Genomic DNA, 17,121 nt, shown 5'->3' with positions numbered 1-17,121 from the left:
GCGGACACCCGCTCCGCAGACTGGAGGCATGACCCCCGACGAGCCGACCGAGCGTGTCCAGAGCCCCGTCCAGCGCCTGTTCCTCCTGGCACGCCTGCTGCGCGCCCGGCCCCACACCATCGCGGAACTCGCGGCAGCCACCGGTCAGTCCCTGGCCGTCACGGCCCGTGACCTGCGCCAACTGGAACGCCTGGAACCCGACCTGCACGTGCAGCCCGGCCCACCCCAGGGATACGTCATCGGGGCACCGGAACTGGACGACGCGGCGCGGCTGACGCTGCTGCGCGGCCTGGACGCCCTCGCGGCGCGCGGGAGCGAACCGGCGGCCACCCTCGCCCCGCTGCGCGCCACGCTGGCCGCCGCCCTGCCCGCACATGTCCGCGCGGCGCTGCCAGCCCAGGCCCGACCAGTCCAGGCCCGCACCGCACGGCCCTCCGCGCTGGAACACGCCCTCACCCTCGTCACGCAGGCGTGGCTGGCCTGCCGCCCCATCCGCTTCCAGGAATGGCAGCCCGGCACGCGGCGCGCCGCGCGGCTGCACCCCCTGCGGATCGAGGCGCACCCGGTCAGCGGCGACCTGCTCGTCGTGGGCCGCGACCCCGACCACGCGGGCGAGGTCCGCACCTACCGCCTGGGCCGGATGCTGCACGTCACGCTGGACCCGGACACCTTCACACCCGACCTCCTCGACCCGGCTCAGACGCCCGCCCTGCCCAGCACGCCGCTGCCCGCCGAGGAGGCAGGCAGCGTGACCGTCACGCTGCGCTTCACCGGCGAGGCGAAATTCCGCGTGCTGGAAGGCGGGCACGCCTGCCTGGGCGAGCCGAGCATCAACCCGGACGGCAGCGTGGACGCGCCGCTGCTGACCCCGCTGGACGCCGGAGGCACGGCGCGCGGCGTCCTCCCGTGGCTGCTGTCCTGGGGGCCGCAGGTGCAGGTGCTCGGCCCGGACGGGGTGCGCGCCGGGTGGCAGCGCCTCACGCGCGAAGCCGCCGAGGTCGCCGCGCAGCCCCCCACCCGGTTCGTGCGGCACGGCGCGGCGTGACGGACGCGCGGGCGCAGCCTCTCCCCGCCCGCTACTCCGCCTGCGCGTCGGCCCAGGCGGTCACGGCGGCACTCTGGTACGCGGCCAGTCCGGCCCGCGCCCGGTCGATGGTCCGCGTGAAGCGCCCGTCCGCCACCCACATCTGCGCCAGCCCGCGCATCATCTGCGCCGACGCGTCGTAGTACGCCCCGCTGATGTGCGCGCGGTGCCGCGCCGCGACCGCCTGCGCCCGCGCGTCGGTGGGGGGTACGCCCGCGTCCATCAGGTCCACGTACCCGGCGGTGATGGCGTCCATCTCCGCGCGGATGCGCGCCCAGTCAGCCCTGCCGTACCGGGCCGCGCGCGCGGCACTCTGGCGGTAGGCGTCCGTCTCGCCCCAGCGTTCGCGGGCCTCGGCCTCGTAGGGCGCGGGGTCGAATCCGTCGAACACGGCCTTCACGTCCTCGTTCGTCATGGTGGTCTCCTCTGCCCCGTCCTCCAGGGCCTTCAGGCGGGCCTGCACCTCCCGCAGCGTGTGCTCGGCGCGGCGCAGGTCCTCGCGCAGCCGCCCGGCGTGCGCGCGCAGGGCCTCGCGTTCCAGGTCCGGCGGGGCGTCCAGCACACCCGCCACCTCGGCCAGGGGCACGCCCAGCGCCCGCCACGTCAGCACCCGCCGCAGCCGCGCCAGATCACCCGGCGTGTACAGGCGGTAATTCCCGTCGCTGCGCTCGGCGGGGCGCAGCAGCCCGATCTCGTCGTAATGGTGCAGGGTACGGACGCTCACGCCCGTCAGGGCCGCGACCTCCCCCACCGTCCAGCGCTGCTCGTCCAGGGCCATCCCTCCTGAAAGGCAGCGTAGGCCCTCCCGCCACGTGAGGGTCAAGCGGGGAGCGCGGCCCCCCCGGTGAGCTGCGCCGCCCGTCTTCATGATGGGCCCGCCGGGTCCGGCCACCGCCCGCGCGGCAGAACCACAGGGTGGAACGGACCTGACCGGGCGCGTCCTTCAGGGGCGTTTCATCTTCATGAAGGTCCGCTCGGTAGGGTGAACCTTCATGAGTTCAAATTTTCCATCCCCCGGACGGCTGGCAGTCTGCCTGTCCTTCCTGACGGCCACGGCCCTGGCCACTCCCGCCGCCCCTGAGGCGAGTTTCGACGCCCGCATCAATTCGGTCGTCTCGCCCGTCAGTTCCTTTCTGAGTGACGTGGTGTTCGCCAGCGTGCCGGTCGCTGGCGTCCCGGTTCCCCTGATCGTCATGTGGCTGCTGCTGGCCGCGGTCGTCTGCACCGTCAGTTTCCGCTTCGTGAACCTGACCGGGTTCTGGCACGCCATCCAGATCGTCCGGGGCCGCTTCGACACGCCCGGCGCAGACACGCCCGGCACCATCACGCATTTCCAGGCGCTGTCGACCGCCGTGTCCGGCACGGTCGGTCTGGGCAACATCGCGGGCGTGGCGGTCGCCATCAGCCTCGGCGGACCCGGCGCGACCTTCTGGATGATCCTGGCGGGCCTGCTGGGCATGAGCACCAAGTTCGTGGAATGCACGCTGGGCGTGAAGTACCGCCAGATCCAGCCGGACGGACGGGTGGACGGCGGCCCCATGTTCTACCTGCGCGACGGACTGGCCGAACTGGGCCGCGCCGGGCTGGGGCGCGTCATGGCGTCGGTGTTCGCGGTGTGCATGGTCTTCGCCAGTCTGGGGGGCGGGAACATGTTCCAGAGCAACCAGGCGTTCCAGCAGCTGGTGAACGCCACGGGCGGCGCCGCCAGTCCGCTGGCCGGGAACGGCTGGCTGGCCGGCCTGGTCCTCGCGGCGCTGGTCGGGGCGGTCATCCTGGGCGGTATCCGCTCGATCGCGAACGTGACGGGGAAACTCGTGCCGGTCATGGCGGTGCTGTACGTGGGGTCCGTGATCGTGATCCTGATCACGAACGCCGGCGCCATTCCGGCGGCCTTCAACGCCATCTGGCAGGGCGCGTTCTCACCGCAGGGCGTGACGGGCGGCGTGATCGGCGTGATGATCCAGGGCATCCGGCGCGCCACGTTCAGCAACGAGGCCGGGATCGGCACGGCGTCCATCGCGCACAGTCCGGTCAAGACCCAGCGGCCCGTCACGGAGGGATTCGTGGGCCTGCTCGAACCGTTCATCGACACGGTGGTCATCTGCACCATGACCGCGCTCGCCATCGTCGTGACCGGCGCGTATACCCGGGCAGGCCTGGACGGCGTGGGCATCACGGACACCGCCTTCCGCAGCGTCGCGCCGTGGTTCAGCTGGCTGCTGACCGTGGCGGTCCTGATGTTCGCGTACTCCACCATGATCAGTTACGCGTACTACGGCACGCGCGCCGTGCGTTACCTGTTCGGTCCCAGCGAGGTCGCCACGAACATCTTCAAGGGGGTGTTCCTGCTGTTCATCGTGATCGGCGCGAGCATGGACCTGGGCGCCGTGATCGACCTGAGTGACGCGATGCTGTTCATCATGAGCGTCCCGAACATCATCGGGCTGTACCTGATGCTCCCCGTCGTGAAACGGGAACTGGCGAACTACCGCGCCGACCTCCAGGCTGGCCGGGTCCAGCCTGCCACGCCCGGCCAGTAACACGCACTCCGCTTGAATGGGTTGCCACCACCTTTCAGTCCGAGCAGATGCGACCCGGAGAGCTGCGCCGCAGAGGAGGAGCTGGGCGGGTTCCGGACGTGGCGTTGACAGATCGGTGGTGTTCCGATCTGTGAACGAAACAAACGGCAGTCCGAATCACGCGGCTTCCGGGCGGCGCTGTGTCAGACTGCGCGGCGATGACGGCCCCCCACGCCCCTGGTTCCGCGTTCTGGCCGCCGTTCTGGCGGGGGTTCCGGGCGCTGCTGCCGCTGTGGCCGGGCATGGTGCCGTTCGCGGTGGCGTACGCCGTGACCGCGCGGGCCGGGGGCCTGAGCGTCTGGGAGACGCAACTGATGAGCCTGACCGTGTTCGCCGGGGCCAGTCAGTTCGCGGCGGCCGGGCAGTTCGTGGGGGGCGGCCTGTCGACCCTGACGGGCGCGCTGGCGCTGGTGGCCACCACGTTCCTGCTGAACGCGCGGCACGTGCTGTACGGCCTGAGCCTGTCGCGGACGCTGCCGCTGCCGTGGGGACAGCGTCTGCTGGCAGCGCAGTTCCTGACGGACGAGGCGTACGGCGTCACGGTCGTGGCGGGACCGCGCGATCCGGGCGGCCTGAGTCTGGCGTTCCTGCTGGGCGCCGAACTCAGCCTGTACGCCGTGTGGAACGCCTCGACGCTGCTGGGGTCGCTGGCGGGCGCCGCGCTGCCGGACCCGCAGGCGCTGGGGGTGGGCGTGATCTTCCCGCTGGCGTTCCTGGGCCTGCTGGTGCCGCTGCTGGACGGCCGCGTGACGCTGCTGGTGGCGCTGGCGTCCGGGGTGGGCGCGTGGCTGCTGGGGCGGGTGCTGCCGGGCGGAGTGGTGATCCTGCTGGCCGGGGTGGGCGGGGCGCTGCTGGGCGCGCGGATCACCACCCGCCGCGCCGCCCGCGGGAAGGCGACGTGAGCGGCTGGCTGGTCACGCTGCTGATGTGGGCGGTCACGTACCCGGCCCGGCTGCTGGGTCTCAGCCTGGGCCGCCTGCACCTGCCGCCGTTCTGGCTGGCGTTCCTGCGCTTCGTGCCGGTCAGCGTGTTCGCGGCGCTGGTCGTGCCGGACGTGCTGGGCAGCCCCGAGTGGGCGCGGCGGCTGGTGGGAGCGGTGGCCGGCGGGCTGCTGATGTGGCGCAGCCGCAACCTCGCCGCGGGCATCCTGGGGGGCTTCGCGGCGTACTGGGTGGCCCGCGCGGCCGGCCTGTGAAGCGGGGGGCGTGCGGGCCACCCGCTGGCGGCGGCGCGTTCGCACGCGGCCGCGCTATGCTGGGCAGCGCATGACGGGTCAGGAGGGCAGGGTCAGGGTCATCGACGGCAAGTACGAGGTTCTTCGTGAACTCTCGGCTGGAGGCATGGTGACCCTCTCGGAGGTTCGCGCGGCCGAGGGGGTCACGCGGCGGGTGGCGTGGTTCGCCGTGGCCACACCCGCCGACCGGCAGGTCTTCCACGCGTACCGCACCGCGCTGCGCGCCCTGGAACCGGCGGGCCTGACGGACGTGGTCGCCCGCCCCGGCGCCTACTACGCCGTGTGGAAACCCGTGACCGGGCAGCCGCTCGCGGCGGCACTGGCGCACAAGGTCCGGCCGCAGGAGACCGTGGACGCCGTGCAGACCCTCGCTGCCCGTCTGGCCGAGCAGGGGTACGCCCTCTCGGACGCCGAGATCCTGATCGAGGATCACGCCGCCCAGATCGCGTACCTGACGCCGCTGCCCGCCCCGCGCTCCCCGGAGGACATCGCGGCCCGCAACGCCCAGACGCTCGCGCCCCTGCAGACGGGCCGGGTCCGCCGCCGCCGCGAGCCCGGCGCGTGGCTGACCTTCGTGCCGGGCCTGCTGCTGCTGGGCGGCGCGGCGTACCTGGGATCGCAGGCCGTCACCATCTACCTCAATCCTCCGGTCAGGGACGTGGTCAGCGTCACCGGGCAGGAAGCCAAGGTCGCCGCCCGCGCCCTCACGGACGCCGGGTTCCGCGTGGAGTACACGCAGGGACAGGCGGGCGGCCGGGCCATCGGCAGCATCATCCGGCAGGACCCGGCGGGCGGCACGAAACTCCCGATGGGTCGCCTCGTGACCCTGACCGTGAACAACCCGCCGGCCATCGAGGTGCCGCGCCTGGAGGAGATGAACCTCGATCAGGCGCGCGACGCGCTGAAGGACCGCAACATGCTGATCGGCAAGGTCCTGAAGGTGGACGGCACGCTGTCGAACACCGCCGAGGGCCGCGTGATCGCGCAGCTGCCGGAGGCCGGGTCCAGCGCCCAGCGCGGCCAGCCGGTGCAGCTGCTGATCAGCACCGGCGTCAGCGGCAAGGAGACGTGGCTGACAGACCTCGCCGGCCTGACCTACGAGCAGGCGCGCGAACACGCCCGCGCCGCCGGGCTGGTCGTGACGTCCGTGGAACGCCGGCCCAGCGACAAACCGGAGAACAGCGTACTGGAACAGTCACCCGCCCCCTACGTGCGCGTGGCGGTCGGCAGCCCCGTGAAACTCACGGTCGCCTCCGCCCGCTACAGTGCGCCCAGTCGCCCGGCCGGCAACCTGCCCCTGCCGCCCGCCTACGTGCCGCCCGTCCCGACCCAGCCGGAAGCGCCGGTCACACCGCCCGAACCGGAACCCGCCGTTCCGGACCGCACGCCGGTCACGCCGGATACCAGCGCGCCCGCGCCGGTCACGCCAGAAATTGCGCCCAGCAGCGCGGCGACCCGCACCGTGAATTTCGAGTACGTGTTCCCCGGTGACCTGCCGGACGGAAACTACGCCATCCTGGTGCGGGACGCCGACGGTGAACGGGTGGTGCGCTCGGCCGCGCCCGCAGCGACCCTGGCGAACCAGCGGGCGGCCGGCGCGATTCCCGTGCGCGGCGACGCGGTGTTCATCATCCGCCGCGACGGCGTGGATTACGCCACGGTCACGCCCTGACCCACGTGACACGCTGACCAGAGATGATCTACCTCGACTACGCCGCCACGCACCCCATGACGCCCGAGGCGCTCGCCGCGTACGCGCAGGCCGCCGCGCTGCCCGGCAACCCGGCCAGCGTGCACGCCGCCGGGCAGGCCGCCCGCGAACGCCTGGAGGAAGGGCGTGCCCGCGTGGCCGCCGCGCTGCGGGTCGACCCGCGCACCCTGATCGCCAACGGGGGCGGCACCGAGGGCGACAACCACGTGCTGCTGAGCGTGACCCGCGCGTGGCAGGACGCGCGCGGCCGGCCCGGTCACCTGATCACCACGCCCACCGAGCACTCGGCGGTGCTGGCCCCGGCACGCGCCCTGGCCGCGCAGGGCTGGCAGGTCACGTTCCTGACCCCCGACCGGCACGGGCAGTACGACCCGGCCGAACTGGCGGGCGCGCTGCGGGACGACACGGCGCTGGTGTCCATCCACCACGCCAACAACGAACTCGGCAGCGTGCAGGACACACCCGCCCTGGCCGCGCTGGCCGCCGCGCGGGGCGTGCCGTACCACACGGACGCCGTGCAGGCCCCCGGCGTCCTGCCGGTCGACCTGGGCGCCTGGGGCGTCACGTTCGCCACGTTCAGCGCGCACAAGTGGGGCGGGCCGCGCGGCGTGGGTTTCCTGTACGTGCAGCGCGGCACGCACCTGAACGCCGTCACGCTCGGCGGCGGGCAGGAGGGCGGCACCCGCCCCGGCACGCAGGACACCGCCGGGGTGTACGCGGCCGGCGTGGCCCTCACGCACGCCGAGCAGACGCGCGAAACCACGCACGCCCACCTGAGCGCCCTGCGCGCCCGGTTCGAGGCGGGCGCGCGGGCCATCCCGGACCTGCGCGTGAACCACGCCCCGCACGGCAGCCCCAAGGTCGCCAGCGTCACCCTGCCCGGCGCGGACGGCGAGGCCCTGCTGATGAACCTCGACATGCTGGGCGTGGCCGCCAGCGCCGGCAGCGCGTGCAGCGCCGGGACCATGCAGCCCAGCCACGTCCTGACCGCCGTGGGCCTGAACGACGCCGACGCCCGCGCCACCCTGCGCTTCTCCTTCGGGGCCGCCACCACCGAGCAGGATGTGGACGCCGCCGTGCACGCGCTGGCGCAGGCCGCCGCCTGGAGCCGCGCCTGACCTGAAGGGAGGGCACGCCCGCTCCCGACAGACAGGAAGGCCGGACCCCGGTGCAGGGTCCGGCCTTTCTCTCATGGGATTACTCGAACTGCGCCAGCACGGCCTGGAGCCGCTCTTTCTGCGCGCCGAAGTCGGTCACGCGGCGTTTCTCTTCCTCGATGACCTCGGCGGGGGCGCGGGCGACGAAGCTCTCGTTCCCGAGCTTGTTCTGCGCCTGCTTGATCTGCTTGTCCAGTTCGGTCAGGCGTTTTTTCTGCTTGCCCAGCCAGTCGGCGATGTCCACGGTGCCTTCCAGCGGGGCGCGCAGGGTGACACCCTGCTCGACAGCGCTGAGGGTGCGGGCTTCCAGGGTGGTCAGGGTGACGCGGGCGATGCTCTCGACCACGCGGGCGTTTTCCAGCACGGTGGGGGCCAGGTCGCCCTCGACGGCCATGTTCAGGCGTTCCTGGGGGGCCATGCCGAGTTCGTTCTTGAGGTTGCGGGCGGCGGCGACGGCGGCGCGCAGGGCGTCGAAGGCGCGGGTGGCTTCGGCGTCGTGCAGGGCGGCGTCGGGTTCCGGCCAGGTGTGCACGGCCAGCTGGCGGCGGTGGCCGAGCGCGGCGTACAGTTCGCTGGTGATGAACGGCATGATGGGGTGCAGCATCTTCAGGATGTGTTCCAGCGTGGCTTTCAGGGTGACCAGCGTGCTCAGTTTGCCTTCAGCCAGGGCGGGTTTGGCGGCCTCGATGTACCAGTCGCAGAATTCGTCCCAGGTGAACGAGTACAGCGTGCGGGTGGCGGCGCCGATGTCGAAGGCGTTCAGCTGCGCGGTCGCCTCGGCGGTCACGGCGTTCAGGCGGGACAGGATCCAGCGGTCGGCGAGGCTCAGGTCCGTCCGGGCGCGCAGCATGCTCAGGGCGTCGCGGCTGCGGACGGGTTCGCCTGCGGTGTCGTCCAGGGCGCTCTGCACGTAGCGGATCAGGTCGGTGTCGCCCTCGGCGCCGCTGGTGGCGAGGTTGGGGAGGGCCTCACCGAGGCGCAGCAGGGCGAAGCGGGCGGCGTTCCAGAGTTTGTTCGCGAAGTTGCGGCCCTGCTCGAAGCGGCGCGGGTCGTGGCGGATGTCCTGCCCGCCGGTCGAGAGGTACGCGAAGGCGAAGCGGCTGGCGTCCACGCCGTACTGGTCGAAGAGGTTCAGGGGGTCGATGCCGTTGCCCTTGCTCTTGGACATCTTCTGGCCCTTGGCGTCCAGGTACAGGCCGTGCAGCATGACCGTGCCGAAGGGGGCCTGGCCGGTCAGGCCGTAGGCGGCCATCTGCATGCGGGCCACCCAGAAGAACAGGATGTCGTAGCCGGTCACGAGGACCTGGGTGGGGTAGAACTTACGGAAGTCCTCGCTGTCCGTGTCGGGCCAGCCGAGGGTGCTGAACGGCCAGAGGTTGCTGGAGAACCACGTGTCGAACACGTCGGGGTCGCGGCGCAGGTTCAGGTGCGCGTAGCGGGGGTCCTGATCGCAGTCCAGGTCGGGGTTCTCGGGGTCCGGCACGTAGATGTTGCCCTGGTCGTCGTACCACGCGGGAATCTGGTGGCCCCACCACAGCTGGCGGCTGATGTTCCAGTCGCGGATGTTCTCCAGCCAGTCACGGTTCACCTTGCCGTAACGGTCGGGGACCAGCGTCATGTCGCCGCCTTCCAGTCCGGCGAGGACCTGCTCGGCGAAGGGCCGGGTCTTCACGTACCACTGCTCGCTGATGATCGGTTCGACCGGCACCTTGGTGCGTTCCGAGAGGCCGATGGCGGTGTCGTGGTCCTTCTCCTCGATCAGGTCGCCGCTCTCGGTCAGGGCCTTCACGACCGCCTTGCGGGCCGCGAAGCGTTCCAGGCCCCGGAAGGCTTCGGGCACGAGGTCGCCCGTCAGGTTGCCGTGCAGGTCGATCACGCTGGGCCGGCTCAGACCGTGGCGTTCCCCGACCTCGAAGTCGGTGGGGTCGTGCGCGGGCGTGATCTTCAGGGCGCCCACCCCGAACTCCATCTCGACCGCCTCGTCGGCGATGATCGGCACCCAGCGGTCGGTGAGGGGAATGCGGGCCTCCTGCCCGACCAGATGAGCGAAGCGGGGGTCGCTGGGGTGAACGGCGATCGCCTGATCCGCGAAGATCGTCTCGGGGCGCACGGTGGCAATGCGGATCTCGCCGGGCTCGCCGTTGCTGGCCGCCGCGTTCGGGTCGCGCAGTTTGTAGGACAGGGTCGTCATCTTGCCCTTGCGGACCTCGCGGTCGATTTCCAGTTCCGAGAGGGTCGTCTGCGCCGCCACGTCCCAGTTCACGATCCGCTCGCCCCGGTACGCGAGGCCGTCGTGGTACAGCCGCACGAACTGATGGCGCACGGCGCGGCTCAGGCCCTCGTCCATGGTGAAGCGCTCGCGGGTCCAGTCGGCGCTGACGCCCAGGCGCGAGAGCTGGTTCAGGATCATCCCGCCGGACTCGGCCTTCCAGTCCCAGACGCGCTTCAGGAACTCCTCGCGGCCCAGGTCGTGACGGCTCACGCCCTGATCGCGCAGCTGCCGTTCCACGACCACCTGCGTGCTGATGCCCGCGTGGTCCATGCCCGGCAGGTACAGCGCCTCGAAGCCCGCCATGCGCTTGAAGCGGATCAGCGTGTCGATCAGGGTGTTGTCCAGCGCGTGCCCCAGGTGCAGGTTTCCGGTCACGTTGGGCGGCGGGATCACGATGGTGAAGGGCGGCTTGCCGCTCGTCGCGTCCGCGCGGAACGGTTCGCTGCGCCACTTGGCGGCCCAGGCGGGCTCGATGGCCTGCGGATCGAAGGCCTTCGCCAGCGTACCGGCGTCGTTCTCGGGCGTCTGATCCGGGGTGGTGTCCAGGTCGGGGGTGGTGTCGGGGGTGTGGTCAGTCATGCGCGGGTCTCCTTGGTACGGGGGCGGTCAGAACAGGGGCAGCGGGCCAGTCGGCAGTCAATTCGGTAGGATGACAGATTCAGCGCTGTCCGGGGTGGCGCAGGAGGGAGCGGGACGCAGGGCCGCGCACGCCCACGGCAGGGCGGCGTCCATCTCCCAGTCCAGCGCGGGGGCGGGCAGCGGGGCCCAGCGGAATGCGAAGCGCTCGCCGTCCGCGTCGCACGCCCAGGTGTGGGGCAGGTCGTGCGGGGCGCGCAGCAGGAACGCGTGGCAGACCTGCCGCGTGAACCGGGTGGGCAGGTGCGCCTCCCACAGGTAGGAGGTCAGGAACTCCGGGCCGGTGAGGTTCAGGCCGGATTCCTCGCGCAGTTCACGCACGGCGGCCTGCTCTGGCGTCTCGCCGGGTTCCACGCCGCCTGCCGGGAGTTGCACGCCGCTGTCGTCCGGCACGTGATCGAACACCAGCAGTTCCGGGCTGGCCTCGCCGCGCACCACGAAGCACACGACCTTCTCGCGCAGGCCGCGCACGGCGGCGTCGGCGCGGGCAGCCGGCTGGGTTGGGTAGAACGTGACCATGCGAAAAGAGCACCTCCGGTGGGAATGGGGCGGCGGGAATCAGAAAAACGTCCCGTCCGCCGGGCCTCTGCTGAACAGGCCTCCTGCGGACGAGACGTCACGTGACCGTCCCGCGGTACCACCGCTGTTCCCCGCTGCGGGCGGGGCGCTCGTCGCGCTGTGTCGGGCGCACCCGGACGGATCTACTCTCCCCCGGCGCGGGGGATTTCTGCCGACCTGCTCGCGGGCGACGTTCGCCGGGTGCCTCCCGCGCCGCCCTCTCAGTCACGGGGCGGGCTTCCTGTGGGCGCGTTCCCCGGGTACTCTTCCCGGTCACTGCCCACGCAGTATAGGGCGGGCGGGGGGGCCGGCGCATCTGCCAGAGGGCGCATGGTCCTCCCGGCCAGCTGGGCCGCATGATGGGCCGATGCCGGAATCGAGTGACCCTGAGGCCCTGCGCCCTTTCACGCTGTACCACCGGGCGGTGCGGGACGTGCGCGGCGACTCACTGCTGTCCCTGAATGTCCTGCGGGAGCTTCATCCGGACGTGTATGCCCGTGAGGCCGCCAAGTACGTGGGCCGCGAGGCCCTGATGCAGGAGCGGGTGGAGCGGCTGGCCTGTCTGTGGAACGACGTGCTGTTCTTCTCCCCGGTGCATCCGGGGCCACTGCTGGACGCCGTGCGGGCCGGCGGGCGCGAGGTGCCGCCTGTCCGGTTCTGGACGCTCAGCGCGGCCGATCTGGACCCGGCGCGGGCCTGCGTGCACCTGCCGCGGCCCTGGCCGGGTGGGGTGAAACCGGACCACGACCCGGCCGACGAGCGGCCGCTGGATGCCCGGACGCTGCGGGCCGTCAGTGAGCCACCAGCCGGGACGCTCGCGCGCCTGCACGCCCTGCCGGTCGGCGCGCCGCTGATCCTGTGGATGGACGTGCCGCACGTGCTGTACAGGGGAAGCGTGCCGCTGGGGGCGCTGGGTGAACTGCGCGCCTGACCGTCAGGGGCCGGGCGGGGACGGGGGGTCTTCGGGATCGGGTTCCATGACCTCGTAGCGGTACAGCAGGGGTTTTTTCAGCAGGCCGCGTGACACGCTGACGGTCGCGTGGCGGTACGGGACGCCCGTGACCGGCGTTCCCGCCGCGAAGTCCTGGGTGTGCGCGCCGACCTGCGCGGCCCGGTCACCCAGGGTCAGCAGGCCGCCCGCGCGTTCCAGTACGTCGTAGGGGTGTTCGATCAGCACCGTGAGTTTCACGGGTTGCCCGGCGAGGCTGCGCAGCGGGTTGGCGGCGCTGCCGAAACTGGCGCGGATGGGGTCCGCGAGGCGTTCGCGGGTGACTTTCAGGCTCAGGGCGTACTCCCCGACCGGGAAGATCACCTCGCGGATCAGGGTCACGCCGTCTCCCTCGGCCTCACGGAAGGCCGCCAGCAGGGCCTCGCGGCGGTTGCGCAGCAGCGTGACCGGCGTGGCGCTGCCGCCGTTCATGGGAAAGTCCCCGCGGCCGATGAAGCGTTCGGCCTGCAGCAGGGTGTCCTCGCGGGTGCGGAAGCTGCGTTGCAGGACGCTCTGGTGCGGGTTCCAGTGCCCGCCGGAATCGCGTTCGAGCCAGTCGACCCACAGTTCGAAGCGGTCCTGGAAGCGCCAGCTGGGATGGGTGGGCAGGCTGGCGCCGGACCGTTCGGTCTGGTCCTGACGCTGTTCATGGCGCGCCTGGGGGTCCCGTCTGGTGGGGTCGCCTTCGGGGGTGCCTCGGTTGTTCGTTCGCGTGATCGCGCTCATGGGTCCTCCGCTGCTGCCCTCATCATGCCTGACCGGACGTCACTTGTGGTGGACCGGGTCCGTGCGGGCGGTCAGACCAGTTCGATCAGGCCGGCCAGCAGGAAGGGCCGCAGGGTGTCCAGCGCCGCGCGGGGCGGCTCCGGTGCGCGTTCCAGCAGCGCGCGGATGCTGCTGCTGTCGGAGATCAGGTGCAGCATCCGGTACTGGCCGCGCGTGACGGGCTGCGCCTCGTTCCAGCGGTCGGTGAAACTCAGCCGCTGGGTCCAGTCGGGGAAGGTGCGCAGCAGCGGCGTCCAGGCCTCGCTGTCCTCGAGCAGTCGCCGCAGCGCGGAGTCGCGGCGCAGGCTCAGGGTGCGCTGGCTGGGCGTCTGCTCCGCCTCGAAGGTGAAGGTGCCGCCGTCCAGGCTGGACAGCAGTTGCAGCGCCGCGTCACCCCGCAGGCGGCCCACCTCGGCGTGAATGATCTCGCCCCGCTCGATCCACAGCTGCCCGCCACGCACGTGGTCGATGCTCAGCCGTCCGGAACGTCCGCTGGTCAGGAACATCTGCATCACGGACAGGAAGGGGAACACGTTCAGGTCGCCACGCACCATATGCGCTCCAGTCTAGCGCGGCCTGACCGGCGTCTGCGCCCCTCCCCCCCGGCGGACGTGCGTGGCCGCCGCCGGGGCGGGGGGCGCGCGCGGGCCTGTGTCAGGATCACGGCATGACCGACCCGCATTCCCTGCCCTTGCCGGCCGCGCCTGGCCCCGACCGCCGAACGGCGACCCTGCTGTCCCTGTGCGCCGCCGACGCCCTGGGCGCCGCGACCGAGTTCAAGAGTCCGGCCGCGATCCACGCGCAGTACGGGGAGCGGATCCTGACGTACCAGCCGGGCAGCGTGTTCGGGTTCGCGCCGGGCGAGGCGACCGACGACAGTCAGATGGTCGCCGCGACCCTGCTGGGCTACCGGGCGGCCGGGCCGGGCGCCACGGCCGGCGCGCGTCACCGGGCGGTCCTGGCGGGCCTGCGTGACTGGTTGACGGCCGCGCCGCCGGACGTGGGCAGCCTGACCCGCAGCGCCCTGCGCGTGACGGCAAGCGACCCGGCGCGGCTGGACGGGGGGGCCCTGGCCTGGCAGCAGGGCGGACTGGACGGGGCCGGGAACGGCGGTCTGATGCGCGTCGCCGCCGTGTGGATCGCCGGCTTCCGGGGCGAGGCGCTCGCGGCGGAAGCGGCGGTCGTGACGGCCCTCACGCACGCCGACCCGCGCTGCGTGCACGCCTCGGTGTTCCTGACCGGCTGCCTGGAGGCGCTCGCGGCCGGGGCGGCCCTGCCGGACGCGGCGGCCGCGGCCCTGCGGGTCACGGACACCCTCGACAGCCGCGCCGCGCTGGTGGACGCCGGCGTGCTGGGCCTGGAGACGCAGGCGGCGCACCGCGCCTTCCGCGAGCGGGACCGGGAGGCGCGGGCGCTGGTCCGCGCCCGGGTCCGGCGGGCCCTGGACGGGCACCTGACGGCGCAGAGCGGGTTCGTGCTGGACACGCTGGAGGCCGCGCTCGTCCACGCGCGGGGCGCGAACTGGCTGGCCTGCGTGGAACCCGCGGCGCTGCTGGGGGACGACAGCGACACGGTCGCCTGCGTGGTGGGCGCGCTGATCGGGGCGCGCGGCCTGACGGTCCCGGCAGCCCTGCGCCCACCCCTGCGGCTGGGGCACTCCTGGCCCGGCTGGCAGCGCGCGTGGGCCTGCGCGGACCACCTGCCGCCGCTGGTGCCGGCCGTTCCCTGAACGGTGGCCCGCCGCCCGGGGCAGACCGCGCCACTGTTCAGGCCGCTTGCCGGCGTGTATACTGCCAGGGTTGCCCGCTACGCACACCCACCCCGGTGGTGGCAGACGTGGCGGAGGAGGCGCATATGAAGAAAGACATCCACCCGAAAGCCGTTCCCACCAAGATCATCTACCAGGGCAAGGTCGTCATGGAGACCCTGAGCACCAAGCCCGAGATCCACGTGGACGTCTGGAGCGGCGTGCACCCCTTCTGGACCGGCGAGGAGCGTTTCGTCGACACCGAGGGCCGCGTCGACAAGTTCAACAAGCGCTTCGGCGACAGCTACCGCAACAAGAAGAAGTAAGACCCTGCCCTGTGCGCCCCCCGTTCCGCGTGAACGGGGGGTTCTTTCTGCCCTGCTGCCGGCGCCGCGACCCCATGCGGTATGCTCGCGCGTGTGTTGAAGTCCCCCTACCACGGCGGTCACCTGGAGGTCATCGTCGGCCCGATGTTCAGCGGCAAGAGCGAGGAACTCATCCGCCGCCTGACCCGCGCGGTGATCGCCCGGCAGAACGTGCAGGTGTTCAAGCCCGCCCTGGACGACCGGTATCACAGCGCGGCCGTCGCCAGCCACGCCGGACGCAGCCTGGAGGCCGTGCCGGTGCGCGGCGCCGCCGAGATCCGCGCGCACCTGAGCGGCGAGGGCGCGCTGCTGAGTGCCGGCGCGGCCGACCTGCCGGACGTGGTCGGGATCGACGAGGTGCAGTTCCTGGACCCGGCCCTGGTGCCGCTGGTGCTGGAACTCGCCGACGCCGGCGTGCGCGTGATCCTGGCCGGCCTGGACCTGGACTTCCGGGCCGAGCCGTTCGGGTTCATGCCGGACCTGCTGGCCCGCGCCGAGAGCGTGGAGAAGCTGACGGCCATCTGCACGGTGTGCGGTGCGCCCGCCACCCGCTCGCAGCGGCTGATCGGCGGGGAACCCGCCCGCGCCGACGACCCGGTGGTCCTGGTGGGGGCCCTGGAGAGCTACGAGGCGCGCTGCCGGGTGCATCACGAGGTCCGGCCGCCGGCCCCCGGTTCCTGAACCGCTCCGGGGAGGGCCGGACCGGGGTGCGCCGCGCCGCGAAGTTGTAGACTCCCCTCGTCCGTTCGCAGTTCGCGGCCCCGCACCGCTTGCGTGCCGCTCCCTTCCGGGCTGCGTCTCGCGCTGCCAGCCTGCCGCGTGAACCCGGCCCGCCGCACCTGGACCCGCGCCGCGCCCACGTTTCCCCCACCAACACGGAGTTACCTTGCGTATCCTGCGTCTCTTCCGTCCCGTTCCCGAAGTGCTGTCCGAACCGGCCTCCTGGCACGCCGGGCAGCGCCGCATGTTCACGCTGCTGGTGTGGCTGGCCTGCGCGGCCTGCGGGGCGGCGCTGCTGGCGCAGTTCCCGGCGCTCGACCCGCTGGACCGCTGGGCGCTGCCGCTGCTCGCCATGAACATGGTGGCGCTGCAACTGCTGCTCTCGGCGCAGCGCATCACGCTGCAGACGGCCGTGACCGGGGCCTTCGTGGGCGCGGCCGCGTACGTGCTGCTGGCCCTGAACCACCAGTTCAACGTGATGCCGCGCACCTCCTGGACGCTGATGGAGAACACCTACTGGTTCGCGGTGCTGTACGCGGCCGCGTTCCTGGTGTTCCCGCCGCGGCAGGCGACGTACCTGGCATCGGGGCTGCTGGCGCTGTCGGCCGCCATCTGCGCGTACCACCTGGGGTTCACGGTGTCCCCGCTGACCCGCACGCACCTGACCGGCGCGTCGGTGCAGTTCCTGCTGATGGGGACGGTCATGACGGTCATGCAGGCCACGCTGGGCGTTCACCGCATGCAGCTGCTCGCGTCTCACGCGGCGGCGCACACCGACACCCTGACCGGCATCGGGAACCGCCGGGCGGCGGAGGAGCGGCTGGCGGAACTCACGCGGGCGCAGCAGACCTACACCCTGGTGATGTTCGACCTCGATCACTTCAAGCGCGTGAACGACATGCACGGGCACGCGGCCGGCGACCTGGTCCTCAAGGGCGTGGCGCAGGCGGCGCTCAGTCATCTGCCGCCGGGCGGACTGGCGACCCGCTGGGGCGGCGAGGAATTCCTGCTGATCCTGCCGGAACAGCGCGACCGGCAGGTGCGTGCCATGCTGGACGCCCTGCGGCTGGAGCTGCGCCACCAGCGGCACGGGAAGGTCAGCGGGGTCACGGCGTGTTTCGGCGTGGCGACCGCCACGGCCGGCGAGGACCCGGAGCGGGTGCTGGGCCGGGCCGACACGGCGATGTACACCGTCAAGGAGCAGGGCCGCAACGACATTCACCTTGCGGACCTGCGGCGCACCCAGATCGGCTGAAGGACTTTGGGGCGCGGCGCGGCGGCAGCCGGCCCGGCCAGTCCCGGCGG

16 protein-coding genes are annotated in these 17,121 nt (G+C 72.3%); 11 read left to right on the top strand and 5 right to left on the bottom strand.

Going from position 1 to position 17,121, the window contains the following annotated elements:
• The first annotated feature begins 28 nt into the window (after positions 1 to 28).
• Complete coding sequence (locus ABDZ66_RS01780; RefSeq protein ID WP_343755386.1) at positions 29 to 1,045, top strand: helix-turn-helix transcriptional regulator; 1,017 nt, start codon at positions 29 to 31, stop codon at positions 1,043 to 1,045.
• Between the two features lie 31 nt (positions 1,046 to 1,076).
• Here ABDZ66_RS01780 and ABDZ66_RS01775 read toward each other — a convergent pair whose 3' ends face one another.
• Positions 1,077 to 1,862, bottom strand: coding sequence for a MerR family transcriptional regulator (locus ABDZ66_RS01775; RefSeq protein ID WP_343755384.1), 786 nt, complete (start codon positions 1,860 to 1,862; stop codon positions 1,077 to 1,079).
• Between the two features lie 214 nt (positions 1,863 to 2,076).
• Here ABDZ66_RS01775 and ABDZ66_RS01770 point away from each other — a divergent pair, with 214 nt between their 5' ends.
• The 5 genes from ABDZ66_RS01770 to ABDZ66_RS01750 all read left to right on the top strand — a co-directional run bounded on the left by ABDZ66_RS01770 (position 2,077) and on the right by ABDZ66_RS01750 (position 7,726).
• A complete protein-coding gene (locus ABDZ66_RS01770; protein ID WP_343755382.1) occupies positions 2,077 to 3,624 on the top strand; it encodes an alanine/glycine:cation symporter family protein in 1,548 nt (515 codons plus the stop codon).
• 197 nt (positions 3,625 to 3,821) lie between these two features.
• Complete coding sequence (locus ABDZ66_RS01765) at positions 3,822 to 4,565, top strand: AzlC family ABC transporter permease (RefSeq protein WP_343755380.1); 744 nt, start codon at positions 3,822 to 3,824, stop codon at positions 4,563 to 4,565.
• Positions 4,562 to 4,858 carry an AzlD domain-containing protein gene (locus tag ABDZ66_RS01760; RefSeq protein ID WP_343755378.1) on the top strand — a complete coding sequence of 99 codons (297 nt, stop codon included), beginning with the start codon at positions 4,562 to 4,564 and terminating at the stop codon, positions 4,856 to 4,858. Before ABDZ66_RS01765 ends, ABDZ66_RS01760 begins: the two co-directional genes overlap by 4 nt.
• 70 nt (positions 4,859 to 4,928) lie before the next feature.
• Positions 4,929 to 6,569, top strand: a complete 1,641-nt coding sequence (locus ABDZ66_RS01755) for a PASTA domain-containing protein (protein ID WP_343755376.1) — start codon at positions 4,929 to 4,931, stop codon at positions 6,567 to 6,569.
• Between the two features lie 23 nt (positions 6,570 to 6,592).
• Entirely contained in the window at positions 6,593 to 7,726 is a 1,134-nt protein-coding gene (locus ABDZ66_RS01750) for a cysteine desulfurase family protein (protein WP_343755374.1), read from the top strand.
• A gap of 79 nt (positions 7,727 to 7,805) precedes the next feature.
• Here ABDZ66_RS01750 and ABDZ66_RS01745 read toward each other — a convergent pair whose 3' ends face one another.
• Together ABDZ66_RS01745 and ABDZ66_RS01740 are read right to left on the bottom strand one after the other, a co-directional pair.
• On the bottom strand, positions 7,806 to 10,616 hold the full coding sequence (locus ABDZ66_RS01745) for a valine--tRNA ligase (RefSeq protein WP_343755372.1): 2,811 nt from the start codon (positions 10,614 to 10,616) through the stop codon (positions 7,806 to 7,808).
• Between the two features lie 57 nt (positions 10,617 to 10,673).
• Positions 10,674 to 11,192, bottom strand: a complete 519-nt coding sequence (locus tag ABDZ66_RS01740) for an NUDIX hydrolase (RefSeq protein WP_343755370.1) — start codon at positions 11,190 to 11,192, stop codon at positions 10,674 to 10,676.
• Between the two features lie 406 nt (positions 11,193 to 11,598).
• Here ABDZ66_RS01740 and ABDZ66_RS01735 point away from each other — a divergent pair, with 406 nt between their 5' ends.
• Positions 11,599 to 12,162 (top strand): hypothetical protein, encoded by a 564-nt coding sequence (locus ABDZ66_RS01735; protein WP_343755368.1) that lies wholly within the window; start codon positions 11,599 to 11,601, stop codon positions 12,160 to 12,162.
• A gap of 3 nt (positions 12,163 to 12,165) precedes the next feature.
• On the opposite strand, the gene ABDZ66_RS01730 is transcribed toward ABDZ66_RS01735, so the two are convergent.
• The gene (locus tag ABDZ66_RS01730; RefSeq protein ID WP_343755366.1) at positions 12,166 to 12,945 is read right to left on the bottom strand and encodes a hypothetical protein; all 780 of its coding nucleotides are present in this window, start codon (positions 12,943 to 12,945) and stop codon (positions 12,166 to 12,168) included.
• Positions 12,946 to 13,016: 71 nt separating this feature from the next.
• A complete protein-coding gene (locus ABDZ66_RS01725) occupies positions 13,017 to 13,538 on the bottom strand; it encodes a DUF4388 domain-containing protein (protein WP_343755364.1) in 522 nt (173 codons plus the stop codon).
• Positions 13,539 to 13,651: 113 nt separating this feature from the next.
• On the opposite strand from ABDZ66_RS01725, the gene ABDZ66_RS01720 reads away from it, so the two are divergent.
• The 4 genes from ABDZ66_RS01720 to ABDZ66_RS01705 all read left to right on the top strand — a co-directional run bounded on the left by ABDZ66_RS01720 (position 13,652) and on the right by ABDZ66_RS01705 (position 17,071).
• A complete protein-coding gene (locus tag ABDZ66_RS01720) occupies positions 13,652 to 14,713 on the top strand; it encodes an ADP-ribosylglycohydrolase family protein (RefSeq protein WP_343755362.1) in 1,062 nt (353 codons plus the stop codon).
• Positions 14,714 to 14,838: 125 nt separating this feature from the next.
• Positions 14,839 to 15,057, top strand: a complete 219-nt coding sequence (rpmE, locus tag ABDZ66_RS01715; RefSeq protein ID WP_343755360.1) for a 50S ribosomal protein L31 — start codon at positions 14,839 to 14,841, stop codon at positions 15,055 to 15,057.
• Positions 15,058 to 15,150: 93 nt separating this feature from the next.
• Entirely contained in the window at positions 15,151 to 15,777 is a 627-nt protein-coding gene (locus ABDZ66_RS01710) for a thymidine kinase (protein WP_343755358.1), read from the top strand.
• Positions 15,778 to 15,982: 205 nt separating this feature from the next.
• Positions 15,983 to 17,071: a GGDEF domain-containing protein gene (locus ABDZ66_RS01705; RefSeq protein ID WP_343755356.1), complete on the top strand. Its 1,089-nt coding sequence runs from the start codon at positions 15,983 to 15,985 to the stop codon at positions 17,069 to 17,071.
• Positions 17,072 to 17,121: the final 50 nt, after the last annotated feature.

Source organism: Deinococcus depolymerans (genome assembly GCF_039522025.1).
Lineage (GTDB): Bacteria > Deinococcota > Deinococci > Deinococcales > Deinococcaceae > Deinococcus > Deinococcus depolymerans.
The sequence above is the reverse complement of the archived record's forward strand: the minus strand, read 5'-3'. Positions and strand labels throughout refer to the sequence as shown.